The organism is Rhizobium sp. SG741 (assembly GCF_012275435.1).
GTDB lineage: Bacteria > Pseudomonadota > Alphaproteobacteria > Rhizobiales > Rhizobiaceae > Rhizobium > Rhizobium lusitanum.
Window position 1 is genome coordinate 1 of the sequence record NZ_JAAZQP010000031.1, and the last position, 12,196, is coordinate 12,196.

12 protein-coding genes are annotated in these 12,196 nt (G+C 61.5%); 7 read left to right on the forward strand and 5 right to left on the reverse strand.

Features of this window, described 5'->3' with window-relative positions:
• Positions 1–160: 160 nt before the first annotated feature.
• A complete protein-coding gene (locus FHT29_RS34070) occupies positions 161–313 on the reverse strand; it encodes a hypothetical protein (protein ID WP_168601177.1) in 153 nt (50 codons plus the stop codon).
• Between FHT29_RS34070 and ada the strand changes: the two genes are divergently transcribed.
• The 4 genes from ada to FHT29_RS34090 all read left to right on the forward strand — a co-directional run bounded on the left by ada (position 306) and on the right by FHT29_RS34090 (position 3,149).
• Entirely contained in the window at positions 306–1,403 is a 1,098-nt protein-coding gene (ada, locus tag FHT29_RS34075; protein ID WP_210255643.1) for a bifunctional DNA-binding transcriptional regulator/O6-methylguanine-DNA methyltransferase Ada, read from the forward strand. The genes FHT29_RS34070 and ada overlap by 8 nt on opposite strands.
• 37 nt (positions 1,404–1,440) lie before the next feature.
• Entirely contained in the window at positions 1,441–1,683 is a 243-nt protein-coding gene (locus tag FHT29_RS34080) for a hypothetical protein (RefSeq protein WP_052212700.1), read from the forward strand.
• A gap of 186 nt (positions 1,684–1,869) precedes the next feature.
• A complete protein-coding gene (locus tag FHT29_RS34085) occupies positions 1,870–2,403 on the forward strand; it encodes a methylated-DNA--[protein]-cysteine S-methyltransferase (protein WP_246703220.1) in 534 nt (177 codons plus the stop codon).
• Positions 2,400–3,149 carry a 2OG-Fe(II) oxygenase gene (locus tag FHT29_RS34090; RefSeq protein ID WP_047562253.1) on the forward strand — a complete coding sequence of 250 codons (750 nt, stop codon included), beginning with the start codon at positions 2,400–2,402 and terminating at the stop codon, positions 3,147–3,149. Before FHT29_RS34085 ends, FHT29_RS34090 begins: the two co-directional genes overlap by 4 nt.
• Before the next feature lie 282 nt (positions 3,150–3,431).
• On the opposite strand, the gene FHT29_RS34095 is transcribed toward FHT29_RS34090, so the two are convergent.
• From FHT29_RS34095 to FHT29_RS34105, 3 genes are all read right to left on the reverse strand, one after another.
• Entirely contained in the window at positions 3,432–5,993 is a 2,562-nt protein-coding gene (locus FHT29_RS34095) for an FAD-dependent oxidoreductase (RefSeq protein ID WP_047562251.1), read from the reverse strand.
• A gap of 188 nt (positions 5,994–6,181) precedes the next feature.
• Positions 6,182–7,072 carry an amino acid ABC transporter substrate-binding protein gene (locus FHT29_RS34100; protein WP_168601178.1) on the reverse strand — a complete coding sequence of 297 codons (891 nt, stop codon included), beginning with the start codon at positions 7,070–7,072 and terminating at the stop codon, positions 6,182–6,184.
• A 148-nt stretch (positions 7,073–7,220) separates the two neighbouring features.
• The gene (locus FHT29_RS34105) at positions 7,221–8,084 is read right to left on the reverse strand and encodes a haloalkane dehalogenase (protein WP_168601179.1); all 864 of its coding nucleotides are present in this window, start codon (positions 8,082–8,084) and stop codon (positions 7,221–7,223) included.
• Positions 8,085–8,161: 77 nt separating this feature from the next.
• Between FHT29_RS34105 and FHT29_RS34110 the strand changes: the two genes are divergently transcribed.
• Positions 8,162–8,644 (forward strand): MarR family transcriptional regulator, encoded by a 483-nt coding sequence (locus FHT29_RS34110; protein ID WP_047562247.1) that lies wholly within the window; start codon positions 8,162–8,164, stop codon positions 8,642–8,644.
• Between the two features lie 127 nt (positions 8,645–8,771).
• On the forward strand, positions 8,772–9,458 hold the full coding sequence (locus FHT29_RS34115; RefSeq protein WP_047562245.1) for an isochorismatase family protein: 687 nt from the start codon (positions 8,772–8,774) through the stop codon (positions 9,456–9,458).
• A gap of 62 nt (positions 9,459–9,520) precedes the next feature.
• Here the strand turns inward: FHT29_RS34115 and FHT29_RS34120 are convergent, their stop codons facing one another.
• On the reverse strand, positions 9,521–10,258 hold the full coding sequence (locus FHT29_RS34120) for a dienelactone hydrolase family protein (RefSeq protein WP_047562243.1): 738 nt from the start codon (positions 10,256–10,258) through the stop codon (positions 9,521–9,523).
• A gap of 216 nt (positions 10,259–10,474) precedes the next feature.
• Here FHT29_RS34120 and FHT29_RS34125 point away from each other — a divergent pair, with 216 nt between their 5' ends.
• On the forward strand, positions 10,475–12,004 hold the full coding sequence (locus tag FHT29_RS34125; protein ID WP_047562241.1) for a carboxypeptidase: 1,530 nt from the start codon (positions 10,475–10,477) through the stop codon (positions 12,002–12,004).
• Positions 12,005–12,196 lie beyond the last annotated feature (192 nt).

The window sequence follows — 12,196 nt, forward strand, 5'->3', positions numbered from 1 at the left end:
GGAGCAGCCCGGTAGCTCGTCAGGCTCATAACCTGAAGGCCGCAGGTTCAAATCCTGCCCCCGCAACCAAATCACCCAAATGCATATACTTCAAAGCCGCACTCATCCAACGATCAAGGCGGGCTTTTGCGTTCGAGCCGAAACTTCGGGGAGGACGTGCCTAGGCAACATCAGCAGAGGTCGTGCGAGCAGCCGGATGCAGGGGCTGGCGGAAATCGGGTGGCTGACGATCGGATTTGGTAGCAAGGATCGGAGTGCGCCCGACAAGTTTCGGCGGCACGGTCGGGCAGGAGCAATTCGAGATGATGACCATGACCATATCCACACGCATGGCTGAACGCACCCCGGTGCCATCGGTAGCCGAGGACCCCCGCTGGGCGCGCATCGTTGCTCGCGACAAGGCGGCGGACGGCCATCTTTGGTATTCGGTCGGGACGACAGGGGTCTATTGCCGCCCGTCATGCCCGTCGCGCATCGCCAATCCCCAGAATGTCACGCTCCATGAGACGCTGGAGAGTGCGCGGGCGACCGGTTTCCGGCCCTGCAAGCGCTGCAATCCGGAGGGGCTCTCACTTGAATGCGAGAATGCGGCCCTTGTCGCCAAGGCATGCCGGATTATTGAGGAAAGTGAGGAGGAGCCCTCGCTTGAAGAGCTGGCAGACGCCGTCGGCCGGAGCTCCAGTTATTTCCATCGTATGTTCAAGGCTACGACCGGATTGACCCCGAAGAACTATGCCGTCGCCGATCGCTCGAAGAAGGTCCGCAAAGGCCTGGCAACCGGCAACAGCGTCACGGAAGCCATTTATGAAGCAGGGTTCAACTCCAGCGGCCGCTTTTACGAAAAATCGACCGGCATGCTCGGGATGACGCCCTCGCAATATCGTGCCGGTGGCATCGACGAGGAGATCAGGTTCGCGGTCGGCCAGTCATCGCTCGGTGCGATCCTCGTTGCGTCAAGCACAAAGGGCGTCGCTTCAATCCTGCTCGGGGATGACCCTGACGAGTTGGTCCGCAATCTTCAGGATCGCTTCCCGAACGCCCGCCTCATCGGAGCCGATCGCGACTATGAGGCCCTGATCGCGCGGGTTGTCGGCTTCGTCGAAGCTCCGGGGATCGGTCTGGATCTGCCGCTCGATGTCCGCGGCACAGCGTTCCAGCGTCGTGTGTGGCAGGCACTTCAGGAGATTCCTGTCGGCGAAACGGTTTCCTATGCCGAGATTGCCCGCCGCATCGGATCACCGAAATCGGTGCGGGCAGTCGCAGGCGGCTGCGCGGCGAACAACCTCGCTGTCGCCATTCCCTGCCACCGCGTCGTTCGCAATGACGGCGCGCTCTCGGGCTATGCCTGGGGCATCGAGCGCAAAGGTGCCCTGCGCGATCGGGAGTTATCCCGGTCAGCCTGACAGGCACGCAACGCCTGAAACAAGGAGCGTCTCACCGATGTTTTCGCGCGGCGGATTCGATGCAAGGACGAGCCGACGCCGGCCTCCCAGAACGGATGCGGCCATTGTCGCGCTCGCTGAGGACAATCCCGACAAGACGCTCGTCATGGCTCATATCGGCCAGCTCGTCGCCGATGGCTTTGCGGTCTGGGACGTGCTCGATAGCGGAGAGATCGAGGTCCGCTTCAATTCTGGCGAGACATTTTTGCTCGCTGAAACCACCATCCTGCGTCTGGTCTGATCGCTCGCCAAGAAGAGCTTCCATGCCGGGTGCGCGCGCCCGGCTTCTGTCTTTGCGCCATGTGCCGGCCAGATAGTTTCTCGATTTGAAAGCAAGGACCGGAGTTCGGGTGGCCCAAGTCCGGAGTAACTTTGATGCTGATAACAGAGCAAGGAGTTACGACGATGAACCTTATGATCTCCAGCGATGCCTTGCGGGCCATGCACCGGGCAAAAGCCACGGCTATATCAGCCGATATCCTTTTCTACGCCGTCGCCGGTTGCGCGCTGGGCAACCTGCAGTGCCAGGGGTGTCTGCGCGGTCCTGCTCGGCGACATCGCCGAAGAACTGACGGCGGATCTCGCCCGCCGCTTCCCACGGGCCATGCTCGTTTCGAACGAAGCCGCGGTCAAGGACGATCTGGCGCAGATGCTCCGCTACCTCGAGAAGCCGGCCGAGAGCCTTCATTTCACCCTCGACATGCGCGGGACATCGTTCCAGCGCCGCGTGTGGGAAAAGCTGAAGGCGATCCCTGTTGGCAAAACGGTGAGCTACATGGAGCTGGCCCGCTGGGTCGGCCCGCTGGCTAATCGCCGTGCGGTCGCCAGTGCCTGCGCCGCCAACCCGATCGCACTGGCCATTCCCTGCCACCGCGTCGTCGGCGGCAATGGCGACCTGGCCGGCTATCGCTGGGGCATCGAGCGCAAGCGCGTCCTCATCCAGAAGGAAGCCCTGGCATGAACTCTCATGTATCCACCGTCTCCCCAGCCTCTGCGGTGGCATCCGCGGAGGCGCGGGTTGCCGCCTACGATTGGAAGGCGCTTGCCGGAGAGCTCGACAGCTTCGGCTGTGCCGTGCTGACGAAGCTGCTTGCGCCGGAGGAGTGCCGCGCAATCGCGGGGCTCTATCCCGACGAAAGCCACTTTCGCAGCCACGTCCTCATGGCGCGGCATGGTTTTGGCAAAGGCGAATATCGCTACTTCAGATACCCGCTGCCTGACCTGCTCGGCAGCTTGCGCACAGCGCTCTATCCGCACCTCGCTGATGTCGCCAATGAATGGAATGTGCGCATGGGGATCGATGAGTGCTATCCCGACGAGCATGCTTCGTTCCTGAAGCAGTGCCACGCCGCCGGCCAGATGCGCCCGACGCCGTTGTTGCTGCAATATGTCCCGGGCGATTTCAATTGCCTGCACCAGGATCTCTATGGCGATCTCGCATTTCCAATCCAGGTGGCAATCCTGCTTTCAGAACCTGGCCGGGACTTCACGGGCGGCGAATTCGCTCTGACCGAGCAGCGGCCGCGCATGCAAAGCCGCGTCGAGGTCGTGCCGCTTCGCCGGGGCGATGCCGTTGCCTTCGCGGTCCACAATCGCCCTGTGCGGGGTTCGAAGGGGAACTATCGCGTGAACCTGCGCCATGGCGTGAGCCGTGTCCGCTCCGGCATGCGGCACACGGTCGGGATCATTTTCCACGATGCCGGATGACAGAATAGCGAAGGCCGGCGTCGCGTTTTTGCGCCGCCGCCCTGGCGATCACGTCGTCAGCCTTGAGCCCGCCTTGAAACGTCTACCCAAGCTCCTAGGTCGCAAGCCGCTCGGCTACTGCTTCTGAGCGACGCCCAGAGGGATCTCGCCCAGGAATAATCTCAGCGGAGGCGACGGCGAGTGCCCGCGCCGGCGAGCGGAAGAGCGTGGCAAAAGAAAACTGCCCGCCTGGATGCCAGGCAGGCGGTTGTTCAATCCAGCTTTCCCGCAGCGACGGGGTGATCAGCTGCGGGGCTTCAGGTTCTCTGCATCGTAGAGCGGCTTGTAGCCGACACCGGCGACTTCGACGGGGTAGGTTTCGCCGAAATATTCGACCTTCAGCTTGCGGCCTTCCTGGGCGTAGGACCAGGGCAGGTAGGCGAGCGCGATATTCTTGCCGATGGTCGGGCCATAGGCGATCGACGTGGTGAAAGAACGGCGGCCGAGTTCGTCGACGAGCGTTTCGCCGGTTTCAGGGTCCATGACCGGCAGGATGCCGACCGGATAGCGCGCCACACCCTTGGAGTCGGTGTTGTCGGTCACGACAAGCGTGCAGAGCATGGCCGGCTGATGATCGCGGGCGCGATATTCGAGATGCTTGGCCTTGCCGCGGAAGTCGGCATCCTTGACCTTCGGGCGGGCGAGATCGGCTTCGAGAAGATTATATTCCGTCAGCAGGTCGGCATTCTGCAGCCGGAGGCTCTTTTCCATGCGGCGGCTGTTGGCATAGGTTTCCACGCCGACGGCGATGGCGCCCGTGGAGCGCAGCGCGTCCCATACCGCCAAAGCGTCGCCATAGGCCATGTGCAGTTCCCAGCCCTGTTCGCCGACATAGGAAATGCGGAATGCCGTGACGTTCTTACCGGCGATGCGGATCTGCTTGATCGCGGCGAAGGGGAAGTTTTCCTGCGAGAGGATTTCCGGGGCTTCGACCACCTTCTGCAGGTTGGTGCGGGCGTTCGGTCCCCAGATGCCGATCGTGACGTAGCGTTCGGTGACATCCGTGATGGTGACGTCGAAACCCTTGTCCTCTGCGACGCGGCGCATGTAATGGAAATCACGCGGGCCGGCATCGGCGCCGTCGATGAGCCGGCAGCGGTCGGCCATGCGGATCACGGTGAAGTCGGCCCGCACCATGCCCTCGTCGTCGAGGAAGTGGGTATAGATGCCCTTGCCTATATTGGCATCGCCGCCGATTTTTGCCGCGCAAAGCCATTCCAGCAGCTCGACATGATCGGGGCCTTCGATGTCATACATGGCGAAGTGCGAGAGGTTGATGATGCCGCAGTCTTCGCTCAGCGCGAGATGTTCGGCATTGGAAACGCGCCAGAAATGGCGGTTGTCCCATTCGTTTGCACGCACAGGCACCCGGTCGCCGTATTTTTCCAGCAGGTGCTCGTTTGCGGCATAGCCATGAGCGCGTTCCCAGCCGCCGAGCTCCATGAAATAGCCGCCGAGCTCCTTCTCGCGCTCCCAGAAAGGAGAGCGGCGAACACTGCGGCCGGTCGCGTAGGGCTCGCGGGGATGGACGGCCGGATTGTAGATCTTCTGTGCCGCCTCGGTGCAGCGACCCTCGATGAACTTTTCTTCCAGCATGTGCGGATAGAAGCGGGAATAGTCGATCCTGTTGTGGTCGATCGGGGTGCGACCGTCGGTCATCCAGTCGGCGACGAGCTTGCCGAAGCCCGGGCCATCCTTCACCCAGATGGCGACGCAGTACCACAAGCCTCTGACCTTCTGGCTTTCGCCGACGGAAGGGCCGCCATCGGTCGTCACCTGCAGCAGGCCGTTGAAGGAATGGCCTTCATTGTAGCCAAGCTCGCCGAGGATCGGCGTCAGCTCCATGGCGCGTTCCAGCGGCTCGATGATCTGTTCCATTTCGAGATCGCGCTGCGAGGGCGAAAGACGGGCTTCGTGCTTTTCGAGCAGGTCGCGCGGATGGCAGAGGCGCGGGTTTTTCTCTTCGTAATAGCCCCATTCGATCTGGCCGCCTTCGGCGGTCTTGGGGTCGCCGGTGTCGCGCATATAGGCGGAGTTGCCCTGGTCGCGCATCAGCGGGAAGCCGATTTCCTTGCCCGTGCCGGCAAACTCGTTGTAGGGGCCGAAGAAGGTCAGCGGGTGATCAACAGGCATGACCGGCAGGTCTTCGCCAACCATCTCGGCGATCAGCCGGCCCCAGAGACCGGCGCAGACGATCACGTATTCCGCCTCGATCGTGCCGCGATGGGTGACGACGCCGCTGATACGGCCATCCTTGACGATGAGCGACTGGGCAGGCGTATTGGCGAAGGAGAGGAGCTTGCCGCTCTTTTCGCCCTGATCGATCAGCTTGCCGGCAACTGTCTGCGAACGCGGAATGACCAGGCCGGCATCCGGATCCCACATGCCGCCCTGCACCATGCTTTCCTCGATCAGCGGGAATTTCTCCTTGATCTCGGAGGGCTCGACCAGGCTTACGCGCGTGCCGAAGGCCTTGCCCGAGGTCACCTTGCGCTTGATTTCCGCCATGCGGTCGTCGTCGCCGACGCGGGCGACTTCGAGGCCGCCGACGCGGGCATAGTGGCCGAGCTTATCGTAGAAATCGATGGAGTAGAGGGTCGTCCAGCAGGAGAGGAAATCGTGGCTGGTCGTGTAGCAGAAGTCGGAGGCGTGTGCCGTCGAGCCGATATCTGTCGGGATGCCGGATTTATCGATGCCGACAATATCGTCCCAGCCGCGCTCGATCAGATGGTGGGCGATCGAGGCGCCGACGATACCGCCGAGCCCGATGATGACGACCTTCGCCTTTTGAGGAAATACTGCCATTGCGTGCGACCCTGATTGATACTGAAAACGGATTTTATGATGTGCGCGGCGGCGACCAGAGCCTGTCTACGACATATTCAAGATGCTTGCACGACGACCGCGATACCGTTCCACTTGGGAAGCGGGGGATTTTGTTGTCATGACCATGGCCAATGATGTCGCAAAGGCGACGGCATGCCCCCACTGCATTATTGCGGGATGGATTGCATCATGATCTCACCGCGCAAAATCGGGCCTTCGTCGCCGAAATAGGTCGTCAGCAGCTTTGGGAAATCATCCGATTGGTAGACGTCCGTCAGGGTCTGATCCACGAGCAGGCGAAAGGCTGAGTCATCCTGCTTGAGCGCAATTCCGTAGGGCTCGTGCGTGAACAGGCGATTGCCGATCGCGAGCGCCGAAGGATTGCGGGCACGCGATGCAAGATCGAAGAGCAGTGCGCGATCTGCGAAATAGGCATCGATCTTGTGGCCTTCGAGAGCGGCGAGGCCATCCTGATGCGTGGCAAAATCGGCAATCCGCGTTTTCGGAACATCGGAGCCCAGCGCCTCGCGCAGCGTCGCGCCCGTCGTCGTGTCGGAACGGACACCGATCGTGCTTGTCGCCGGCGCTTGCTTGCTGGAGGCGAGCGTCGGACGCTTGTCGAGGAAGAGCATCATCAGATAGTCGGGCGAATCCTTGCGCAACAGGGCGCTCGCACCCGTCAGGAAGATCGGCTGCGAGAAATCGACGCTCTGGCGTCTGGCAAGATTGATGGTCAAGGCGCCGCAGAGAAGGTCGACCCGGCCGTCCTTCACCGCGTTGAAGCCATCGGCCAGGGTGGTTTCGACGTAATCGCGCTTCAGGTTCGTTACCTTGCGCCCGACCGCGTCGGCGATTTTGCCGCAGAGGTCAACGGCGTATCCCGTGGGACTGCCATCCTTCTTCTTGGAGGAAAAAGGCGCTTCGTCGTTGATGTAGCCGATGCGGATCGTGCCTTTTTGCGCGACAAGATCGAGTGTCTGCGCGGCTGCCGCCGCATAGGCAGAAATACCGAGGGCAACGCCTGCGAGAATCCATCGTCTCATGCAATTCGCCGGCATGGTCCTGATCTCCGAAAGAATGGTGGCGATCGCAAAGGCTTACCGCAGATTATGATCTGACAGAGGTTTGTCAACGGGCGGATTGTCTCCGGCACTTTTCCGGTCGAACAAGGGTGGTGGACGCACCCTTGTTTGCAAAGCCCGGCCTCTATCGAGACAGGTCGTGGCGGTCGATCCAGCCGGAAATGACAGCGGCGATCGCCTCCGGCTGGTCTTCGGGTGCGATGTGTCTGGCCGGACCGCAATTCTCGACCTCGAGATTCGCCACGTTGGCACGACACCAGGCTGTCATCGCCTCGCCGATCAGCAGGGTTTCCGCCGGGCCGTCGAAGGTCAGCAACAGCTTGGGGACATCTGTGCTTTCCGCCAGCCAGACATCATAGGCTTCGATCCGTGCGACGACATCGGCCGGCTCGCCTTCGATCGGCATCGCGCGCGGCCAGGCAAGCAAAGGCCGTCGGCTTTCGCGCGTCGGGTAGGGTGCGCGGTAGACGGCGTGGTCATCGGCGCTCAGGCCGTTGAGAACCGTGGCCTTCAGCGCCTGCTCGATAAAGAAATTCTCGTCCAGAACCTTCGTTTCACCTGTGCCCGGCGAGCGCAGCGCTTCATAGCGAGGGCGTGCGTTCGGGAGATCGTCCCAGGTCATCGGCCTCATGATCGTTTCCATGAAGGCGATACCACGCACGCGCTCGGGATGGCGGTCAGCCCAGTCGAAGGCGAGGGCGCCACCCCAGTCATGGCCGACCAGCACGACGCCGTCGAGCGCCAGCGCGTCGAACCAGGCGTCGAGATAGCGGACATGATCGTCAAAACTGTAAGCAATATCGGGCTTGCCGGAGCGGCCCATGCCAATGAGATCGGGCGCAAGGCGGCGGGCCGGTGCAGCTATGGCAGGCACGATATGCCGCCAGAGATGGGACGAGGTGGGATTGCCATGCAGAAATACCAAAGGCGTTCCCGTTCCTGCATCCTCGTAGAAGATCGTCGAGTCCAGCATGTTGAGCACGGGCATGCGGGGTATCCTCTCTCCAATGGAAATGGTAAGGTACCTGTCCATCTATCATAATAGTCAGGGACCTGTCTATATTCATGGAAAATTGCGTTCCCACTCGTCTGTCCTTGGGTCTGCTGCTGCGGCTCGTGCACCAGCATTGGACACAGGATGTCGAAGCCGCACTTGAAGAAGCTGGCTTCGGCGATATCCGCCCGCCACATGCCAATGTCTTCACTTTCGCCCGCCCGGAGGGAATTCAGGTGAGCGAACTCACAAAGCTCGCCCATGTCCGCAAGCAGACGATGACGCAGGCGGTGGAGGAGCTCGAGCGCCTGGGTTACGTCGAACGCCGGCCGGATCCCAACGACCGGCGTGCGCGGCTGGTTTTCCTCACCGAGCGCGGCAAAGGCGTGCGGCCGGTGGCGATGGCCACCGGCCGCCTGGTGGACCAGCGTTGGTCCGATATGGCCGGGACGAAAGAGATCGAGGGGATCAAGCAAGCTTTGCAGGCCTTGCTTGAAAAGCTGCGCAGCGGCGATGGAAATGCCGCCGAGCCGATAGACGGGGCGGGCACCTAAGCTGCCGCTGCCATCATTGGTGGTCGGCTCGATATCACGAAGAGTTTCGTTACCCCGGCGCGATTTCTGGCCTATCTATTTTGCATCATCGTCAACCCATGGGAACGCGATGCAGGAGAGGAATTTGATGCGACAGGTAAGCGGTACCATGCGGAAAGCGTGCTTTATTTTCGGCGCCGGTCTGGCAGTCCTTTGCGCGGTCGTAAGCCCCGTGATTACCTCGCCGGCGGCGGCGCAGACGATCATCGACGATTGGCACAAGGTAAAGCCGCCGGCACCGCCGCAATTGAAGCCGGTCACGGTCGACCTCAAGACGACCGCATTGCTGATCCTCGATTTCAACGGCGCACAGGATCCGACCAAGGGGCCCTGCAACAAGAACACCAAGCCGCGGTGCCTTGCTTCCGTGCCGAAGGTCAAAACCCTGCTCGACCAGGCGCGCGCCAAGGAAATGCTTGTCGTCTTCAGCCTGGCCGGCGCCGGCGAGCCGCAGGATATCGCCACGGCTCTGGCGCCGCTGGCAAGCGAGCCGATCGTCAAGTCCGGTGCCGACAAGTTCATCGGCACCAATCTGCGCAGTATCTTGGCCGACAAGGGCATCAAGACGGTCATCGTCACCGGCACGGCCTCGGAAGGCGCGGTGCTCGATACCGCGACGGATGCCGCTTTGAACGGCATGAACATCATCCTGCCAGTCGATGGCATGTCCTCCACCGAGCTCTATGGCGAGCAGTATGTGGCTTGGCATATGGTCAACGCACCGGGTGTCGCGCAGAAGACGACGCTGACCAGCATCGATATGATCAAGTTCTGATCCGGTAACGACTCGATGGAAACATCCCGCGTTCCAATGCGATAGCGGGATGTCGGTTCGGCTTACCTAGGCCAGACTTCGTCGAACAGGTTCAGAAGGCGCTTCCAGTGCCTTTCGGCGCCGGTCTCGTCGTAAACGCCATGGTGGTCGGGCACGGTCCATCCATGCGCCATGCCGATATAGTTTTCGATGATGTGGTCGACGCCACCGGTGCGGAGCGCCTCGGCAAGGCGGGCGGATTGTTCCGGCGGAAAGCTGTTGTCGACGCCGGCAACGCCGACATAGACGCGCGCCTTGATATCGGCCGCAAGGCGGTGCGGGCTGTCTTCCGCGTCGCTGGCGAGATTGCCGCCGTGAAAGCTGGCCGCCGCTGCGATGCGGTCGGGATAGGTCGCAGCAGCGGTCAGCGCGCGGCCTCCACCCATGCAGTATCCGACCGTGCCGACCGGGCCTTTGGCCCCGGCGGCTGATAGGGCATCGAGAAAGGCGGCGCTGTCGCGCTTGGTCATTTCCTGTGTCGTTCCGCGCAGCATCGTCATGATCGTTTCACGAGATGCCGGGTTGCCGAAGGCACTGCCGTCGAAGGGGCCATAAGCGCCGAAGCGGTAGAAGAGATCGGGAAGCAGCACGATGTGGCCGGCATCGGCGAGGCGCTGCGCCATGCTGTCAAGGGAGGCGCGCGGACCCATGGCATCCATGTAGAAGATCACGCCATGTTCGGCCGGAGCGCCCTTGTCGGGGCGGAAGAGGGCTGCTTTGGCGACCCCGTCGGCCGTCTTGATGTCGACGTCTTGTTTCATCCTCGTATCCCTTGCGATCCCTGTTGTCTGTTTGTCTTCCCCGCGCGGCGCGCACTTTGGCAAATGGCCGACAGGCGCTCAATAGCATTCCTTGCCGAAAGTGATACGACCGGCGGATCGCCGATCAACATCTCTTGAGTTTCCGTATCCGTCCGCCATGACATAGTATCGCCGGCAACCGCGGCTATGTGCCGGACCTTTGGAGGATAAGTTTTGATGTCTTTTCGCCAGATGGTTCCCGGCTTGATACTGGCCTTCTCGTTGATATCGACGCCTGCCTTTGCCGCGCCGCCGGAGCAGGCTCGTGGTGAGCCGGGTGGTGGTGGCGTCCTATCGCTCCTGCCGCCCGACGCGGTGAGCGACCACGTGTTGGATGCCGACGGCAAGAGCATGGCCTATACGGCGACGGTTGGAACGCTCGATCTCTTCGGTCAGGACGGTCAGCGCAGTGCGGCGATCTTCTATACCGCCTATGTCGCGAAAAACCGGGATGCAGGTCGGCCCATCACCTTCGTGTTCAACGGCGGGCCAGGGGCAGCATCAGCCTTTCTCAATCTCGGGCTTGTCGGACCGCGTATCCTCGATTTCGGGCCTGATGGCCGTGATGGCGCCAATGCCAAGCTGGTCGACAATCCGCAGAGCTGGCTCAATTTCACCGATCTTGTGCTGATCGATCCGATCGGCACGGGTTGGAGCCGGACGGTGAAGCCCGATGACCAGAATGAGTTCTACGCGGTCGAAAGCGATGCCGAAAGCCTTGCCAAGGCGATCGCCCTTTACGTCGCCCATAACGGTCGCGCCGCGTCGCCGAAGTATATTCTTGGCGAAAGCTATGGCGGGTTTCGCTCGGTCAAGGTCGCCAACAGCCTACGCGAGGATCAAGGTATCCTGATCTCCGGCATTGTGATGCTTTCGCCCTTGCTCGAGGGCCGGCTGGTCTTTGGCGGCGGCGACGATGCGCTTAGTGCTGCCTTGGAGCTGCCCTCCCTGGCAGCCGCCCAGCTCGAGCGGCTGAATGCTTTCAGCGACAAGGCGGTTCAAGATGCCCAGGCTTTCGCTCTGAACGAATATCTGCCTGTTCTTGCCGGGCCGCCGCCCTCCGGCGATGCCGGCCGGGCCTTTTATGGTCGGGTCGCAAAACTGACCGGCATCCCCGAGGATGTCGTTGCCAAGAACCAGGGTTTTCTCGGTAGCGTCTATCGGAAACATTCCGACGGCGATGGCGCGGAGGTGGCGAGTGCCTACGATGCTTCCTTCCTGGCGCCCGACCCCTATCCTCAGTCCGACGCCGAGCATGGCGGCGACCCGATCCTTGATGGTTTCGTCCGCGCCTATGGCGGTGCGTTTTCGAGCTATGCGCGTGATGAGTTGGGCTTCCACACCGATATGACCTACACGCTGCTGTCGACATCGGTGAACAGGCAGTGGAAATGGGGTGGGCGAAACGACGGCGGCTCGCGCCTCAGCGCCGGCGTCACCGACGATCTCAAGGAACTGCTGTCGCTGTCATCGTCCTTCCGCCTCATGGTGGGGCAGGGCTACAGCGACCTCGTCATTCCCTTCGGCGTCAACAAATATGTGCTCGACCACATGCCATCGGCCTTTGTCGATCGCGTGGCGCTGAAACTCTACCGCGGCGGTCATATGTTCTACACCCGGCCGACATCACGCGAGCAGTTCACGACGGATGCCAAGGCGTTCTTTGCCACGCAGCCTCCGGCCGCGCCGGCCGTGAAATCGAACTAAGCAATTCCAGGAAAAGTGTGCAGCGGTTTTCCGTCCGAAATTGAGCAACAACAATAGCATAGAGCGGTGAGGCGATTCCGTGAAACGCGTAAACGCTCTAGCACTACTTTGGCAGAATTTATTTTGGGGCCATTTGGAGCCGGAAACGAATTCGGCAGTGCGGACATCGCTCCGGGGCTGGCGCAGTTGATA